This is a genomic window from Streptomyces europaeiscabiei (assembly GCF_036346855.1).
Classification (GTDB): Bacteria; Actinomycetota; Actinomycetes; order Streptomycetales; family Streptomycetaceae; genus Streptomyces; species Streptomyces europaeiscabiei.
In genome coordinates this window covers 677,994-693,229 of the sequence record NZ_CP107841.1, presented here as the reverse complement: position 1 = coordinate 693,229, position 15,236 = coordinate 677,994, and the positions used below count along the sequence as shown (strand labels likewise).

Annotated in this window: 15 protein-coding genes and 1 pseudogene; 7 read left to right on the top strand and 9 right to left on the bottom strand. The window is 70.3% G+C overall.

Annotation, left to right across the window (positions count from 1 at the left end; translation table 11 throughout):
- Window positions 1-209: 209 nt before the first annotated feature.
- The 4 genes from OG858_RS03210 to OG858_RS03195 form a co-directional block, all read right to left on the bottom strand.
- Window positions 210-848, bottom strand: coding sequence for an NAD(P)-dependent oxidoreductase (locus OG858_RS03210; protein ID WP_328545157.1), 639 nt, complete (start codon window positions 846-848; stop codon window positions 210-212).
- A gap of 37 nt (window positions 849-885) precedes the next feature.
- Entirely contained in the window at window positions 886-1,443 is a 558-nt protein-coding gene (locus OG858_RS03205) for a nitroreductase/quinone reductase family protein (RefSeq protein ID WP_319265395.1), read from the bottom strand.
- A gap of 97 nt (window positions 1,444-1,540) precedes the next feature.
- Window positions 1,541-2,185 (bottom strand): FMN-dependent NADH-azoreductase, encoded by a 645-nt coding sequence (locus tag OG858_RS03200; RefSeq protein ID WP_319265393.1) that lies wholly within the window; start codon window positions 2,183-2,185, stop codon window positions 1,541-1,543.
- Between the two features lie 65 nt (window positions 2,186-2,250).
- Window positions 2,251-2,982 carry a DsbA family oxidoreductase gene (locus OG858_RS03195; protein ID WP_086746483.1) on the bottom strand — a complete coding sequence of 244 codons (732 nt, stop codon included), beginning with the start codon at window positions 2,980-2,982 and terminating at the stop codon, window positions 2,251-2,253.
- Between the two features lie 108 nt (window positions 2,983-3,090).
- Between OG858_RS03195 and OG858_RS03190 the strand changes: the two genes are divergently transcribed.
- On the top strand, window positions 3,091-3,519 hold the full coding sequence (locus tag OG858_RS03190; protein WP_086746484.1) for a winged helix-turn-helix transcriptional regulator: 429 nt from the start codon (window positions 3,091-3,093) through the stop codon (window positions 3,517-3,519).
- Window positions 3,520-3,860: 341 nt separating this feature from the next.
- Here OG858_RS03190 and OG858_RS03185 read toward each other — a convergent pair whose 3' ends face one another.
- Window positions 3,861-4,208: an aquaporin gene (locus OG858_RS03185; protein WP_179200775.1), complete on the bottom strand. Its 348-nt coding sequence runs from the start codon at window positions 4,206-4,208 to the stop codon at window positions 3,861-3,863.
- An 18-nt stretch (window positions 4,209-4,226) separates the two neighbouring features.
- On the opposite strand from OG858_RS03185, the gene OG858_RS03180 reads away from it, so the two are divergent.
- Both OG858_RS03180 and OG858_RS03175 read left to right on the top strand, forming a co-directional pair.
- Window positions 4,227-4,403: a hypothetical protein gene (locus OG858_RS03180; RefSeq protein ID WP_319316366.1), complete on the top strand. Its 177-nt coding sequence runs from the start codon at window positions 4,227-4,229 to the stop codon at window positions 4,401-4,403.
- A gap of 43 nt (window positions 4,404-4,446) precedes the next feature.
- On the top strand, window positions 4,447-4,956 hold the full coding sequence (locus tag OG858_RS03175) for a hypothetical protein (protein ID WP_327743054.1): 510 nt from the start codon (window positions 4,447-4,449) through the stop codon (window positions 4,954-4,956).
- A 304-nt stretch (window positions 4,957-5,260) separates the two neighbouring features.
- On the opposite strand, the gene OG858_RS03170 is transcribed toward OG858_RS03175, so the two are convergent.
- The 4 genes from OG858_RS03170 to OG858_RS03155 form a co-directional block, all read right to left on the bottom strand.
- Window positions 5,261-5,980 (bottom strand): SGNH/GDSL hydrolase family protein, encoded by a 720-nt coding sequence (locus OG858_RS03170; RefSeq protein ID WP_086746487.1) that lies wholly within the window; start codon window positions 5,978-5,980, stop codon window positions 5,261-5,263.
- Entirely contained in the window at window positions 5,977-6,444 is a 468-nt protein-coding gene (locus OG858_RS03165) for a cupin domain-containing protein (protein WP_327743053.1), read from the bottom strand. The genes OG858_RS03170 and OG858_RS03165 overlap by 4 nt, the downstream gene beginning before the upstream one ends.
- An 84-nt stretch (window positions 6,445-6,528) precedes the next feature.
- Window positions 6,529-7,365 (bottom strand): helix-turn-helix domain-containing protein, encoded by an 837-nt coding sequence (locus tag OG858_RS03160; protein ID WP_086746488.1) that lies wholly within the window; start codon window positions 7,363-7,365, stop codon window positions 6,529-6,531.
- A 44-nt stretch (window positions 7,366-7,409) separates the two neighbouring features.
- Window positions 7,410-7,883, bottom strand: a complete 474-nt coding sequence (locus OG858_RS03155) for a hypothetical protein (protein WP_256960172.1) — start codon at window positions 7,881-7,883, stop codon at window positions 7,410-7,412.
- Between the two features lie 23 nt (window positions 7,884-7,906).
- Between OG858_RS03155 and OG858_RS03150 the strand changes: the two are divergent.
- The 4 genes and pseudogenes from OG858_RS03150 to OG858_RS03130 all read left to right on the top strand — a co-directional run.
- A pseudogene (locus OG858_RS03150) lies at window positions 7,907-8,936 on the top strand (Tn3 family transposase); the annotation flags it as partial.
- 182 nt (window positions 8,937-9,118) lie between these two features.
- Entirely contained in the window at window positions 9,119-9,928 is an 810-nt protein-coding gene (locus OG858_RS03140; RefSeq protein ID WP_408059467.1) for an oxygenase MpaB family protein, read from the top strand.
- A gap of 168 nt (window positions 9,929-10,096) precedes the next feature.
- A complete protein-coding gene (locus OG858_RS03135; protein ID WP_319316356.1) occupies window positions 10,097-12,391 on the top strand; it encodes a serine/threonine-protein kinase in 2,295 nt (764 codons plus the stop codon).
- A 323-nt stretch (window positions 12,392-12,714) separates the two neighbouring features.
- Window positions 12,715-15,108 carry a M4 family metallopeptidase gene (locus OG858_RS03130; RefSeq protein WP_319265389.1) on the top strand — a complete coding sequence of 798 codons (2,394 nt, stop codon included), beginning with the start codon at window positions 12,715-12,717 and terminating at the stop codon, window positions 15,106-15,108.
- Window positions 15,109-15,236: the final 128 nt, after the last annotated feature.

Here is a 15,236-nt window from a genome sequence, read left to right as displayed (position 1 = left end):
GATCACGGTGAGGGTGGTGCCACCGGCCGACGTGATCCCGTCGGCCACGGCTTTGGCTCCGTCGGCGTTGGTGTCGGCGAGGACGAGGCGCGCGCGTCCTGGGTGGCGAAGCGCAGGGCGGTGACGCGGCCGATGCGGGAGCCCGCGCGGGTGGCGATCACCGACGACTGGCGGACAGACCTGAGGTGAGGCTCCTGGCTGGGTTCTCCTCAGTTGCTGATGACGGGCATGGCCCGGCGGTAGCGGGGGTCGGTCAGCTGCGAGACGAGGAATGCGGCGATGTCCGCGCGGGTCATCGCCGAGCCGACCTTGTCGTGGCCCAGGAAACCGGACTTGATACGGCCGGTGGCGGGCTTGTCGACCGGGTTGGTGATCCGGGCGATGGTGTAGTCGAGCGGGGTGGAGGTGACCGCCTCGGTCATGCCCTTCAACTCGGCCAGGGCGTTGGGGAAGGCGAGCTTGGCCATGACAGGCAGGACCTTGGGCTTCCAGTGCGGTTTGTCGTGCGGATCGGCCAGAGAGGGTGTGGCCAGACCGATGAACCGCGTGACGTCCTCGGCCCGCATGGCCGCGACGATGGTGCGGGTGCCGTCCGTGACGGCGGTGCCCTTCTCGGACCGCTTCAGCGACGGGCCGAGTGCGCTGATCACCGCGTCCGTGTCTGCCACCGCCTTGCGGACCGCTGTGGTGTCGGAGAGCCGGCCGGTGGTCACGATCAGGTTCTCGTCGACGAGGGTGAGTTTGGCGGGGGTGCGGACGTAGGCGGTGACCTGGTGTCCGGCGTCCAGGAGTTGGTGGACGAGAAGTTGGCCGATGGCGCCGCTGGCGCCGAAGACGGTGACACGCATCAAGGTGCTCCAAACAGGGTCGGGTTCAGAAGCCCGCTCACGATGAGCGGTCACGAGCGGCAGCACGGCGTCGAAGGCAACGGCCTGCGGCACCGTGGTCCATCAGGGGTGGCCCTGCCGTTCGGCTCTGGAGCCGGAAGAGGACGAAGCGCCCTCGTCCGCCGGCCGCGTACAGCTCTTCGGGTGTGGGTTTGCGGTCGCCGGGCAGGCCGAGCATCTTCGCCTCGCGCGGCGTCTTGCGGTCGGCGAACTCGGCGAGCAGTTCGGTGATCGCGGTGCGGTCCTCGATCACGGTGGGCACCGCCTCGTGCTCCCGCCCGCGAATACGCAGGTGCACGGTGGGGCCGGAGCGCAGATTGGGGATCCAGGTGCTCTGCGAGGACGTGGCCAGGACGGTGCCGGGCTCCCAGTCGAAGTAGCCGACGGGGATGGTGATGCGGCGTCCGGACTTGCGGCCGGTGTAGGTCAGCAGCATCAGAAATCTGCTGAGGATGCCGTGCAGGCGCGAGGCGAGCAGCGGGCGGACCAGGCGGTCGGCCGCATGGAACAACGCGACCGGGGGCCGCTTGCGTCGGGTGGTCTCGGCTTGACCCATGAAGGGCTCCTGAGAGGGATGCCTGGTGGTGTGGAACGGCTGGGCGGAGCGGTGGGTCCGTGAGGGGCCCCACCGCGACGGCGCGTGCCGGATCGGCTCAGGCGGCGAGTTGCCGGCCGATCTTCTCGGCCCGCACGCGGGCCTGCTCGTGCGCGTCCGCCAGGGACGCCTCGTGCAGCGAGAGGAGGTGGGCGAGCGTCGGGGCGACGGGGGCCATGGTCAGCTCGGGGGTGAGCGTGGTGACGTCGAGGCCGAGGACGGCGGGGTCGCCCAGGACGGACTCCAGGGACGGGACGAGGAAATCCTTGCCCTCGTTGGGGGTGCCGGGGCCGTAGCCGCCGCCGCGGGCGGAGATCAGCACGGCCGGGCGGCCGGCTGCGGTGCCTTGGCCGCCGTAGTTGATGGTGCGGCCGTCGACGATGATCTGGTCCAGCCACGCCTTGAACACCGAGGGCATCGAGCGGTTGTACAGCGGCACGGTGAACAGGTACGCGCCCGCCCCGACGAACTCCTCGATGAGTTCGTCCTGGACGGCCGCCGCCGCGGTCTGCTCCGGGGTGCGCCGGGCGGGGTCGGTGAAGCGGGCCGAGACACCCGCCGCGCTCAGGTGCGGCACGGGGGAAGCGGCAAGGTCCCGGTGGACGACCTCACCCGTCCAGGTGTCCCGGAAGGACTGGGCGACCTGGCGGGAGACCGAAGCGGTCCCTATGGAGGACGAGTCGATGTGCAGCAGGTAGGACATGGTGACCTCTATGTATGTCGAATGGGAAATGCGGGGAAGGGAGGGGAACGGGGGTTGATCGTGGATCAGGTGCGGGCCGGATGGGCGGCGGGCACCGCACACCCGTCCGGCCCGCACACCCCCTCGGCGTCCGCCACCGGGATCGGGACAATCGGTGGGTGGGCCTCGTCCCACGCTTGCCGCAGCGCGCGCAGGAGCCTGTCGGTGCCCTGGGCGCCAGGGACGGCGTACCGGCCGTCGATGACGAGGAAAGGCGCCCCGGTGGCACCGAGGCGCCGTGCCTGGTGTGCCTCGTCCTGCACCTGCTGCCCGAAGCGGCCGTCATTCAGCACCCGCCGGGTCTCGACCGGGTCCAGCCCGAGACCGGGGGCCAGGTCGACGAGGGCATCGACGGTGAAGACCGACCGCTGCTCGCCGTAGTAGGCGCGGAAGACCCGGTCCCACGCCGCACGGTTCTTGCCCTGAGCGGAGGCATGGGCGAGGAACTCATGCGCCCGCCAGGTATTGCCGACCACGTTCTCGAGTACGTGGTACGGAACCAGCCCCTCCTTCGCGGCCAGCGCCTCGATCCTGCGGGGGCCCACTTCCAAACGGTCGTCCGCCACGCCGTGGACCCGCTTGAGGGCCTGGCGCACGCTCATCACTCCCTCGCCCGGCAGATCGTCGGAGAGAGGGAACGAGCGGTGGATCAGCTCGACCTCGTCACGGTGTTCGAACTGCTCGACGGCCTTGTCCAGACGGTGACTGCCCAGACCGCACCACGGGCACGTGACCTCGGCCCAGATTTCCACCTTCATGGCGCTCACCTCCAATACTTACGCTTGGTATGTAGCGCCATCATGCGCCAGTATGGAAGGCTGTACAAAAGGAACACTCGTGTCCGCAACCGAAGGAAGGTGTCCGTAATGGAGGCCGTAGCAGCTCAGAAGAACGCCGCCGCTCCGGACACCCTGGCGCTCCCGGTCCCCTGCAGCGCCGTCCCGGTCGAACACGCCGACTTCATCCGCCAGGTCCTCGAGAGGATCGGGGACAAGTGGACGCTGATGGTGATCATCAGCCTGCGGGGCGGTGGCGTGATGCGTTACAAGGACCTGCAGAGCGGCATCCCCGGCATCTCCCAGCGCATGCTCTCCCGCACCCTGGCCCAGCTCCACCAGGACGGCCTGGTCACCAGGACCGCTTACGCCGAGGTACCACCGCGCGTGGAGTACGCCCTCACTCCCCTCGGTGCCAGCTTGATCGGCATCGTGGGTTCCCTGATCGGCTGGGCCGCCGATCACCATGACGAGATCCGCCAACACCGGGAGCGCTTTGCTACGGCTGACGCGCGCTGATTGGGCAGACCGCCGATGATCAAGCGGGCCCCGGAGGCTCGGAAGAGGACTGTCGGCGCGGTCGTGGTGTGCAGCTCCGTGCCAGGCGCCCCCTGAGGCTGTTGCCCAGATCTGGGCGGACCGGGCCTCTGCAGAGCGCCGCAGTACTCGGACACCGAGCAGGCCGACGTTGCGCGACCACGAGCAGGGCCATCTCCGCGGACACAGGTGCGAGCCTGGCAGCGGCTGGTGGCCGGTACGGTTTTGCGCGATCTCCTCAACCCTGGAGATGCCTGCGACGCCGGGAGCCCGGGCACACGAAGCCACCTCCGTGTGCCCGGGCTCCCGCTTTCATGCGGTCATCAGGGACGGGTGACGACCACCTCGTACGTGGGGGCGATCAGGTAGACAGCCAGGTAGCCGGATTCCCCGGACAGGAGTGCGGGACCGAGCTGGCGGGCAGGGTTGGTCGCGCCGCCGCTGTGCGGACCGAGAACGCCGACGATCAGTGCCGTGGCCGGGGCGAGGGTGAGGGGGAGCCGGCGGGCCCGTGCGGGGTAGGCGAGGAGGAACCCGATCAGCAGGGTGACGGCGACCGGGCAACCGAACTCGGCGAGGACGGCCTGGCCGGAGAAGCCCCACCGGTGCGCCACGTCGGCGACGGTGGTCCGTCGCCTCCCCCGATCCGTGAGCTCCACATGTGCCTTCACCGATCGCCGCTCCCTGATGTGAAGCATGGGAGACCTGCCGGACGACTCGCCCGGCAACTCGAAGAGCCCCTCACCCACGGCGCCGACCCGCTCCACCTCGCACTGGTCTTCGGCATCGACGAGAAGACCGCCATCCGCTACGCGGACTCAGCACGCGCGCTTCTGGGAGAACCCGCCGAGCAGGCATCGCAGTGAAACCCACTCGACCTGCTCAACCGACTGACGAGATCATGGACGGATGTCGTCGACCGAACCAGCAGCCCGCGAGCTTCAGGACCGCGCCGTTCTCTGGAGCATGGGCGAGATCCGCGCAACCGACGTCGTCACTGCTGCCTGTGATGCACTCGTCGCCGGCCTCGACAGTCCTGCCCTGCGGATCTTGGCCGCGTGCACACGCGCGGAGGCGGACTACGACGTCCCCGACCTCCTTCCCCCGGCACTCGATGAACTGGGCCTCACCTTCCACTCAGCGGGCAGCGTTGCCGGACAGGAAGCCGCCGCGCGCGCACTTGCCGCCCGGATGCTGGCCGGCGAACTGACGCCACGCGAGCTGGCTTTCAGGATCCACCAGCGCTTCGGGCACGAGCTGCCTCTGGCAGAGCGACTCGCCAACCTGGACGACGACTACGACATCCTTGAATGCGGCGACAGAACACAGGCACAGGTGGACGCCGAAGTCACGGCCGAAGCTCTTCGGCTTGCACAGCACCCTCGTGTTCCAACCGAACCCACGGATCTACCGACCTGAAGCAGACCGGTGGACCCGTGGGTTCAGGCTGAAGGAGCTTCGGTTTCCTTGAACCCACGGGGATCCCCGGGTGTGATACTGGCGGACTCTCGTAATCAACTGTTGCCAGTTCCCCGTGGAACCCAATCTGCCGGTGACCGTGTGTGATCCCCAACGGCGTTTCGGCTCCAGGTCCCGCCGGTCTCGTTGAGCCGGCGGGTGGTGGTTTTGTCGTGGTAGCCGAGAGAGATGGTCCGGTTGTCGTTGCCTGCCCCGGTAGGGGTGGGAACCGAATACGCAGGAAAGGGGCCGCCGCCGGAACCGGCTACGCGCTCCGGGTCGGGAGCCAGGTGTCGATGACCTCGGCGACAAGGGCGGCGCCGCGGCTGTTCTGGTGGATGTGGTCGGTCGTGAGCACGAGACCTCGGCGCCGCGAGATCGTGTCGAGGCTGCGGCGCAGCACGGCGTGCCGGACGAGGACGCTGACGCTCGCCGCGGGCGTCGGGTCCCGGTAGGGGATCGGCGGCGGGTCCGCCTGGCGTAGTTCCTCGGTCTGGCGTTCGTGGAGCGGGAGGTAGGTCGCCTTGTTGGTGGTGGCGACCTCGGCGATCATGCGGCTGTACGCCTGTGATGCCCGTGCCGCAGCTCCGTCGAGTTGTTGGCCGAGGACCGGGAGGGACAGCAGAGCGATCGTCGCGTCGGTCTCCGTTCGCAGCCGTTCGACGACGGCTCCCAGGCACTGCTGGAACCAGCCGGCCGACGGGCGCTCGGGGAGTTGTTTGCGCTTCATGGCCCGCTCGATGGGGTAGCCGGCGAGGCTCGCTCGGGCGTCGTTGGTCCCGATCAGTACGGTGATCACGTCGGGTGGGTCCGCGACGACAGCATCGAGACGCCGTGAGAGGTTGTGGGCGAAGTCGCCGTTGACGCCGAAGCGGGCGAGCCGTACGTCGCCGGGAGGGCGGCGTCGTTCGAGAAGGTCCAGGTAGTCGACGCTGAGCTGCGCGCGGGTGAGGCTGTCGCCGAGGCACGCGACACGGGTCGTCACGGTGTTCGCGGGCCGGACGTGCCGGTGTGCTCGGTCGGGCGGGCTTCGGTCCGGGGACGGTGGTCGGTGCCGAGGCCAGCGGTGATGGTCAGGATGGACGCCGGCCCCGCCATGTCGACCGCGTGCCATGTCCCGGCCGGGTTGACGGTGGCCTCGCCCGGCCCGAGCACAACCCGGTCGGGCACTCCGTCCACATCGCGGGTGACCGTCACCGACCCGCTGAGGCAGACGACCAGTTCGTCGCCGGCGGGGTGGCGCTCCCAATGGTCGCCGGGGCCGTCGCCGTCGAAGATCGTCACCATCCGGCCCTCGGCGCCGTCCGCCGCGACCGCGGCGCTGTAGGCATGGAGCACCTCCGGGTCCCAGGCGAAGCCCTCGACGGGTTTCGCTCTCGATCCCAGCCCGAGGTGCACGGGGGTGGTCCGCAGGTCGATGGCGTTGGGTTCGTGGTTGACGAGTCTCATGCCGACGATCGTCACAGGACGGCAATCGGGTGGTCTTGAAGGAAAGGGAACAGAAGCCGACGCGATGGGCGGCGCGGTCGGCGACTACCCGGTCCCGAGCAGGACTTCGCCGCGACGCCAGGCTGTCGGCGATCGGCCCGTGAACTCGCTCCAGTCCCGGACGAGATGGGCCTGGTCGGCGTAGCCGGACATGGTCGCCACATCGGCCCACGGAAGCGGGCCGTGCGTGGTGGCCAGTTCATGCGCGTGCTCGAAGCGCAGAACCCGGGCGAAGGTCTTCGGTGACAGGCCCACCTCACCGCGAAACCGCTCGGTGAGGTACCGACGGCTCCAGCCCAGTTCTGCGGCGACCGCCCCAACCTGGACGCGGCCCCGCGCGGCCAAGAGGCGGCGCCAGGCCTCGGCCACCTCGGGGCGCACCCGGGACACGCGGTCGCCGCAGGCGCCACGGCCGACGGCTCGCAGGAGCAACTCGTCCAGCACGGCGAACCGCGCGGCCCATGTCGTCGCCGCGCGGAGCCGGTCGACCAGCTCGACGCCGAGCGCTCCGAGAAGCTCGTCGAGTGGGACCAGTCGGTGGGCGAGATCAGCGGCGGGCATGCCGTAGACGGCCCGGGACCCGAGCGGTGTCAGCGACACCTGCACGCCTTCCTGGCGTCCGTCGTGGTGGATCGCGACGGACCGGCGCATCAGACCGCCGGCCACGCTGCCGAATCGGGTGACCGGTGACCCGTCGTCGACGCCTGCCGCCACCTCCAAAGGGCCGGACAGACTGATCACCGCAGTGAGCACGCGGCCCGGCGGACCGCAGTGCACCCCCGCCGGGAACCCACGAAGATCGAAACCGACATACGAGCCGACGTACCGCCGCAAGGCGGGCGCCGGACGTGCATAGATCCTGGTGGCCCTATGGTCTTCCACCCTCGCAGTGTACGAACCGGCGGTTTACTGGTGGACTCGCGTATTCAACTGTCGCCGGTGCCCCGAGGAATCCAACCTGCCGGTGACTTCGTGTGATCGCCAGCGGCGTATCGGCTCCAGGTCCCGCCGGTCTCGTTGAGCAGGCGGGTGGTGGTTTTGTCGTGGTAGCCGAGAGCGTCCGCGACGACGGGAGCGGGCATCTCAAGGAGTTGTTGCCGGATGGCGGCGCCGCGGGCGGCAGCCACTGGGACGCCGATCTCGTTGAGGAGCGCGGACAGGTGGTCGGGGCGGAAGGGCTGGCCCGCCCGGCGGCCGGGGAACAGCCAGGGGGATGCCTGGTTGGTGGCGGTGTTCATGTGGTCGCGGTCGGCGATGTAGTCCAGCAGCAGGGAAGCGGCCGGTTCGGGGACGGGTGAGGCCGGTTCCCCGAGCCGGAGGAGTACCGCTTCTCCGTCGTGCACGACGTCGTCGACGGTGAGCCGGACGATGCGGGTGAGGGGTTGTGCGTAGAGGAGCACGATGACGCCGGCGACGCGGAGGTTCTTCGGTATGTCGTGGGTTGGAGGCGCAGGCGGTCGATGACGCGCTGGATCTGTTCGCGGTGCTGATGGCGAACCGGCTGATCAGTCCAGCCCGGCGGGCGTCGCAGCGGGAACGGCTGGCGATGCTGCCGCAGCTGGAGAAGGCGGCCCGCATCCTGGCGAAGGCGTCGAAGATCCTCACCCAGGAGCTGGACCTGGTCGCCGAGCATGACGCGGACCTGGACGTGGCCGCGCTGTGGGCGGCGGTGGAGGAGGCCGTGCCGCGTACGGCGGTGGCCGGGGCGTTCGCGACCGTCGAGGCCGTGGTGCCGGAGGACGACGGTTCGGCCGAGGTGGCGATGCGCGAGAAGCTTGCCCTGCGCTACGACACTGTGCGCCCCTTCCTGTCCCTGCTGGGCGAGTCGGACGCGCTGGGCGCGGCCCCGGCCGGGCGGCGCATCTTGAAGGCGGTGCGCCGCCTGCCCGCGTTCTCCCGCCGGCGGTTCAAGGACCAACCGCTGCTGCCCCGCGAGGTCGACGCCGAGCTGGTGCCCGCGATGTGGAAGCGGGCGGTGTTCTCGAACACCAAGCTGCCGCAGGGGGCGGTAGACCGGGACGCGTACGTGGTGTGCACGCTGGAGCAGCGGCACCGTGCCCTGAACCGGCGCGACGCGTTCGCCGCCCCTCGAACCGGTGGGCCGACCCACGCGCCCGGCCGCTGGACGGCCCGCGGTGGGAGGCAATGCGCCCGGACGTTCTTGCGGGCCTGTCCCTGAGGAGGATGCCGACGAGCGCTTGGCCCAGCTCACGCGAGGGCTGGATGCGGCGTGGCGGCAGATGGCCGACCGGCTTGCCGAGGTCGGCGACGACGCGAAAGCGGAGATCGTGGTCCCCGAGGGAGGCGGCCGGGCGCGGTTGTCGGTGGACAAGCTCGGCGCGGTGGGCGAGCCGGAGTCACTGACCTGGCTGAAGGCCACCACGGAAGCGATGCTCCCCAGGATCGACCTGCCGGACCTGCTGTTCGAGGTCCACTCCTGGACTGGGTTCCTCGCCGTTCAGGGTTCGCCTCAACGGGCGAGACGCGGCGACGCCCTGATTGCGTAGAGCTGAGTAGAGGGCTACGACATCAGTGCAGGTGAACCCAGGTCGGCCGCGCCAGACTGCGGTGAAGAATCGCCGCCATGAAGCCCTGAACATCACATGCAGGGGACTGCGGACATCAGCGCAGACGACTGCAGAATCCGACACACCTCGACCCCGTGATGTGGATCGCCGGGATCCGCGCGCTGTACCTCCAGGCCCTGCACCCACGCGCGGTGCGCGGCGTCATGCAGAACTCGGACTTCCGCAAGGACGCGTGGGGCCGGCTGATGCGCACGGCGAACTTCGTCGGCACGACGACGTACGGCACCGCGGAGGCCGCCGAGAAGGCGGGTGCCCGCGTCCGGAAGATCCACCGCCTGGTCTCGGCGACCGAACCGGACACGAGGGAGCGGTACGGCGTCGACGAACCCGAGCTGCTGCTCTGGGTGCATTGTGCCGAGATCGACTCCTACCTGCACATCCTGCGTCGCTCCGGCTACCCCCTCACCGAGGCCGCCGCCGACCGCTATGTCGGCGAACACCGCGTCAGTGCCCGCCTGGTGGGCCTCGCCCCGGACGACGCACCCGGGAACCGGGCGGAGTTGGCGGCCTACTTCGAGAAGGTGCGGCCCGAGCTGGCCGCCGGGCCCAAGGCACGGGACGTCGACGACTTCCTGCGCCGGCCGCCGACCCACCCGTTGCTCGTACCGGCACGAGAAGCACTGTGGCGGCGCGTCGCGAACCTGGCGTATGCCTCCCTGCCGCCGTACGCCCACGAGTTGTACGGCAGGCCGGCCCCCGCACCGGCCGTGGTCACCCGCCGCCTACGGCACACCGGCACCCTGCTGCGCTGTGTCCCCGCACGTCTGCGCTGGCGACTCCCGCCCAAGCACATCCTGCGCGCCATGTCACGGCTAGGCCCCGGCTCCCGCCCGGCACCGTACAAAGTCGGCAGATAGGTCGCCATACTGGACGGGCCAGGGTCTGTCCTTCGGATCAGGTCGGCTTCGGGCGAAGGGCGCCGAATGACCACCGGTGGGCGTGCCGAGCCTCGCGGCCCGGACCTGATCCGAACGACAGAGCTCAGGGGACGGCGGGTCCGTACGGATACGGGGGCATCGTTGGCGATGGCGGACACCAGGCTGATCCAGGGCCGGTACCGGCTGCTCGATCGGATCGGGCGCGGGGGGATGGGCGAGGTCTGGCGCGCGAGGGACGAGTCGCTGGGGCGGCTGGTCGCGGTCAAGTGTCTCAAGCCCGTCAACACCCAGCCCGACCGGTCGTTCACCCGTGTCCTGCGGGAACGCTTCCGGCGCGAGGCGCGCGTCGCGGCCGCCCTCCAGCACCGGGGGGTGACCGTCGTCCACGACTTCGGCGAGTTCGACGGGGTGCTGTTCCTCGTCATGGAGTTGTTGGAGGGCCGCAACCTCAGCCAGCTCCTGGAGGACAACGGACACCATCCGCTGGCCGTCCCAGCGGTCGTCGAGATCGCAGACCAGGTGGCCGCCGCCCTCGCCCACACCCATCAACAGGGCATCGTGCACCGTGACCTGAAGCCCGCGAACATCATGCTTCTCACCGACGGCACCGTGAAGATCTGCGACTTCGGCATCGCCCGCCTCGGCCGCGACGTCACCTTCGCCTCCCGCCTCACCGGCACCGGCATCGCGATGGGCACCCCGCACTACATGTCGCCGGAGCAGATCAGCGGCGACCAGGTCGACCGGCGCAGCGACCTCTACTCCTTCGGGTGTGTGCTCTACGAGATCGCCACCGGGGCACCGCCGTTCGACCTCGACGACGCCTGGGCGGTCCTCATGGGCCACCGCGACACCGCGCCGAGGCCCCCGCGCAGCCATCGCGACGAGGTGCCCGAGTACCTCGACCGGATCATCCTGGACCTGCTGGCCAAGGAGCCCGAGGAACGGCCGCACGACGCGCGCGAGGTGGGCCGCAGGGTCGGCGAGGGGCGGGCGGCGACCGCGGCGGCACCGGCTCGCTCCCCTGTGCCGACCGTCGTCTCGCTCCCTGCCCCGCCCGAGTCCGCTCACGGCACGCACCGGCCCCGGACGCGCCCCGAGCAGCCGTCGTCGCGCGAAGCCCGGCTGCCCTCCTGGACTCGTGGCATGACCACCGGCCACAAGGCCACCGGTATTGGAGCCGGGCTGGGCCTCACTCCGCCGGACGCCTCCGCCGGCCTCACCGGGGAGTGGATCGCCCGTCCTGCCACCGGCCGCGTGGAGCAACCCGTCCGTACCGAACGGCCCACCCCGTCACCGGAGTTGATCACCACGCTGGCCGGGCGGCACAACGCCGGCCTGAGCCTGGGCCGTCTCTGCCGCTGGACGGAGGCCGGCGAGGTGCACCGCGCGGTCGCCGCCGAACGCGAGCACGCCCTCGGCCCCGACCACCCCGACACCCTGTCCAGCCGCTACGAGGTCGGCTTCACCCTCAGCCGCACGGGCCGCCCCGCGGACGCGCTGCGCGAGTTCGCCCACGTCGTCCGCGCCCGCGAGCACGCTCTCGGCTCCGAGCACCCCGACACCCTCGCCGCCCGGCAGGAAATGGCATACGTACTGGGGCAGTTGGGCCGACACCTCGAAGCCCACCAGGCGTACGTGTCCGTCCTCGCGGCCCGCGAACGCATCGCCGGACCCGACCATCCGGACACCCTGCGCTGCCGCCACAACCTCGCCTTCAACCTCAGCAGGCTCGGCCGGCTCGAGGACTCGTACCGCATGGCGAGCGAGGTCGCCGCCGCCCGCACCCGCGTGCTCGGCGCCAACCACCCCGACACTCTCGTCACGCGGTACGAAGTCGCCTACGCGCTGGGTCAGTTGGGCCGCTGGCCCGAGGCGCTGCAGACCTACCGGGAGGTCGCCGAGTCCCGCGCCCAGGCGCTCGGCCCCGACCACCCCGACACTCTCGCCGCCCGCCACGAGGTGGGGATCAGCCTCGGCCGGCTCGGCCGCAGCACCGACGCGCTGACCCTCTACCGTGCCCTGGTCGGCGACCGAGCCCGCGTCCATGGCCCGGCCCACACCGAGACACTTCGCGCCCGCCACGGCCTCGGCGTCAATCTCGGCCGCCTCAGCCGCTGGGAGGAGGCCCTCGCCGAGTCCCGCGACGTCTGCGCACTGCGCGAGCGCGCCCTCGGCCCGGACCACCCCGACACCCTCGTCAGTCGCCGTGAGGTCGCCGTCGGCCTCGGCTGGCTCGGCCGCTGGCCCGACGCTCTCACCGAGTACCGCCGCGTCGCCGACGCCCGCGAGCGCGTCCTCGGCCCGGATCATCCCGACGCCCTCGCCAGCCGCAACGACGAGGCCCACTGCCTGGAACAACTCGGCCGTGGCCAGGAGGCGGCGGAGCTGTACCGGCGGGTGGCGGCGTCACGGCAGCGACGGGCGACCGGCGGGCGCTGAGGCCGGGCGAGGCCTTCCGTCACCCGGCGACCGTCGTGGCGGCCCGTCGTGGCGGCCGTCCCGCGGTGTGCGGCTCCGGCCCAAAGGGGGGCCTCGGGCGCGTTAGAGGGATATCCCTCGACCAGCCCTCTAATGACGCCGAGGGGAATGGCATGTCTCGGTCAACACTGCCATTCTTCCCCCACCTTCCACGCATGCCTCGCTCGGTGTGCGCAGGTCGGGAACCCCCCACACCGCACTGCTCAGTTGGCCCCGGGCAGCACGATCCGTCTGCCCGGTCTGTCACCGGCCGCCGACGCGCGGCCGTCGCAGTAGGAGCAAGAGTGAGACGAATCCCCCCTCGGGCGGCAGCAGCCGGAGCCCTGGCGGCCACGGCGGCGTTCCTGGCTCTCGGCATACAGGCGGTCCCCGCCGCCGCCAAGCCCGTGCCCCACCCCAGTCCCCTCCGCACGGGCGGCCTGCCGGCCGACCTCACCCCGGCCCAGCACACGGCGCTGCTGAAGAAGGCATCCAAGCAGACCGTGACGACGGCCGACACCCTGGGCCTCGGCGCCAAGGAGAAGCTGGTCGTCAAGGACGTCGCCAAGGACAACGACGGCACCCTCCACACACGGTACGAGCGCACCTACGCGGGTCTGCCGGTCCTCGGCGGCGACCTGGTCGTGCACACCCCGCCGGCCGCCAAGGCCTCCGGCACCGTGAGCACCACCTTCAACAGCAAGCGCACCATCAAGGTCGCCTCCACCGCCCCGACCTTCACCAAGTCGGCCGCCGAGAGCAAGGCCCTGAAGGCGGCCAAGGCCCTCGACGCGGAGAAGCCCACCACCGACAGCGCCCGCAAGGTGATCTGGGCGGGCGCGGGCACGCCGAAACTCGCCTGGGAGACGGTGGTCGGCGGCCTCCAGGACGACGGCACGCCCAGCCGGCTCCACGTCATCACCGACGCCACCACGGGCGCGAAGCTCTACCAGTTCCAGGCCATCAAGACCGGTACCGGAAACAGCCAGTACAGCGGCACCGTCACCATCGGTACCACGCTGTCCGGCTCGACGTACCAGCTGAACGACACCACGCGCGGTACCGCCAAGACGTACAACCTCAACAACGGCACGTCCGGCACCGGCACCCTGATGACCGACGCCGACGACGTGTGGGGCACCGGCTCCGGCTCCAACACCCAGACCGCCGGCGTCGACGCCCACTTCGGCGCCCAGACGACCTGGGACTTCTACAAGAACATCCTCGGCCGCAGCGGCATCAAGAACGACGGCGTCGCCGCCTACTCGCGCGTCCACTACAGCACCGCGTACGTCAACGCCTTCTGGGACGATTCCTGCTTCTGCATGACGTACGGCGACGGCGAGGGCGGCACCAAGGCCCTCACCTCGCTCGACATCGCCGGCCACGAGATGACCCACGGCGTCACCTCCAACACCGCGAACCTCAACTACACCGGAGAGTCCGGCGGCCTCAACGAGGCGACCTCCGACATCTTCGGCACGGGCGTGGAGTTCTACGCCGCCAACAGCTCCGACGTCGGCGACTACCTCGTCGGCGAGGAAGTCGACATCAACGGTGACGGCACACCGCTGCGCTACATGGACGAGCCCGACAAGGACGGCTCCTCCGCGGACAGCTGGTACTCGGGCATCGGCAACCTGGACGTCCACTACTCCTCGGGCCCGGCGAACCACATGTTCTACCTGCTCTCCGAGGGCAGCGGCTCCAAGACCGTCAACGGAGTGACCTACAACAGCCCGACCTCGGACGGCGTCGCCGTCGCGGGCATCGGCCGGGCCGCAGCCCTGCAGATCTGGTACAAGGCGCTCACGACGTACATGACGTCGAGCACCACCTACGCCGGCGCCCGCACCGCCGCGCTCAACGCCGCCGCGGCCCTGTACGGCACCAGCTCCACGCAGTACGCGGGGGTCGGCAACGCCTTCGCCGGGATCAACGTCGGCAGCCACATCACCGTGCCGACCACCGGGGTCACGGTCACCAACCCGGGCAGCCAGTCCTCGACCGTCGGCACCGCCGTGAGCCTGCAGATCTCGGCCTCCAGCACCAACAGCGGCTCGCTGACCTACGCCGCGAGCGGCCTGCCCACCGGCCTGTCGATCAGCAGCTCCACCGGTGTCGTCTCCGGCACCCCGACCACGGCCGGCACCTACAGCACCACCGTCACGGTGACCGACAGCACCGGCGCGACCGGCACGGCGAGCTTCACCTGGACGGTCAGCTCCTCCGGAGGCGGCAGCTGCACCTCGACACAGCTCCTGGGCAACGCGGGCTTCGAGTCGGGCAACACGACCTGGACGGCGTCGAGCGGTGTCATCACCAGCGACACCGACCAGGCGGCCCGCACCGGCTCCTACAAGGCCTGGCTCGACGGCTACGGATCGACCCACACCGACACGCTGTCGCAGTCGGTGACGATCCCGAGCGGCTGCACCAACACCACCTTCACCTTCTACCTGCACGTCGACACGGCCGAGACCACCACCAGCACCCAGTACGACAAGCTGACGGTCACCGCCGGGTCGACGACCCTGGCCACGTACTCCAACCTCAACGCGGCCTCCGGTTATGTACAGAAGTCCTTCAGCCTCGGGTCCTTCGCGGGCAGCACCGTGAGCCTGAAGTTCACCGGCGTCGAGGACTCCTCGCTGCAGACCAGCTTCGTCGTCGACGACACCGCCGTGACGACCGGCTGACCGGCGTCACCTGATCCATGCCCGGACCGGGGGCGACGTGGGCACCCAGCTGCCCACGTCGCCCCCGGAGCGCAGACTCCGCCGACGGTACGGCAGGTTCGTCCACCTGCACCCGCACCCCTGGCCGA

What these genes read in the sequence shown, in the direction of transcription:
- OG858_RS03205 (WP_319265395.1), bottom strand. Translation starts at nt 1,443, where the DNA reads ATGGGTCAAGCCGAGACCACCCGACGCAAGCGGCCCCCGGTCGCGTTG.
- OG858_RS03165 (WP_327743053.1), bottom strand. Translation starts at nt 6,444, where the DNA reads ATGAGACTCGTCAACCACGAACCCAACGCCATCGACCTGCGGACCACC.
- OG858_RS03175 (WP_327743054.1), top strand. Translation starts at nt 4,447, where the DNA reads ATGTCGTCGACCGAACCAGCAGCCCGCGAGCTTCAGGACCGCGCCGTT.
- OG858_RS03195 (WP_086746483.1), bottom strand. Translation starts at nt 2,982, where the DNA reads ATGAAGGTGGAAATCTGGGCCGAGGTCACGTGCCCGTGGTGCGGTCTG.
- OG858_RS03210 (WP_328545157.1), bottom strand. Translation starts at nt 848, where the DNA reads ATGCGTGTCACCGTCTTCGGCGCCAGCGGCGCCATCGGCCAACTTCTC.
- OG858_RS03135 (WP_319316356.1), top strand. Translation starts at nt 10,097, where the DNA reads ATGGCGGACACCAGGCTGATCCAGGGCCGGTACCGGCTGCTCGATCGG.
- OG858_RS03190 (WP_086746484.1), top strand. Translation starts at nt 3,091, where the DNA reads ATGGAGGCCGTAGCAGCTCAGAAGAACGCCGCCGCTCCGGACACCCTG.
- OG858_RS03200 (WP_319265393.1), bottom strand. Translation starts at nt 2,185, where the DNA reads ATGTCCTACCTGCTGCACATCGACTCGTCCTCCATAGGGACCGCTTCG.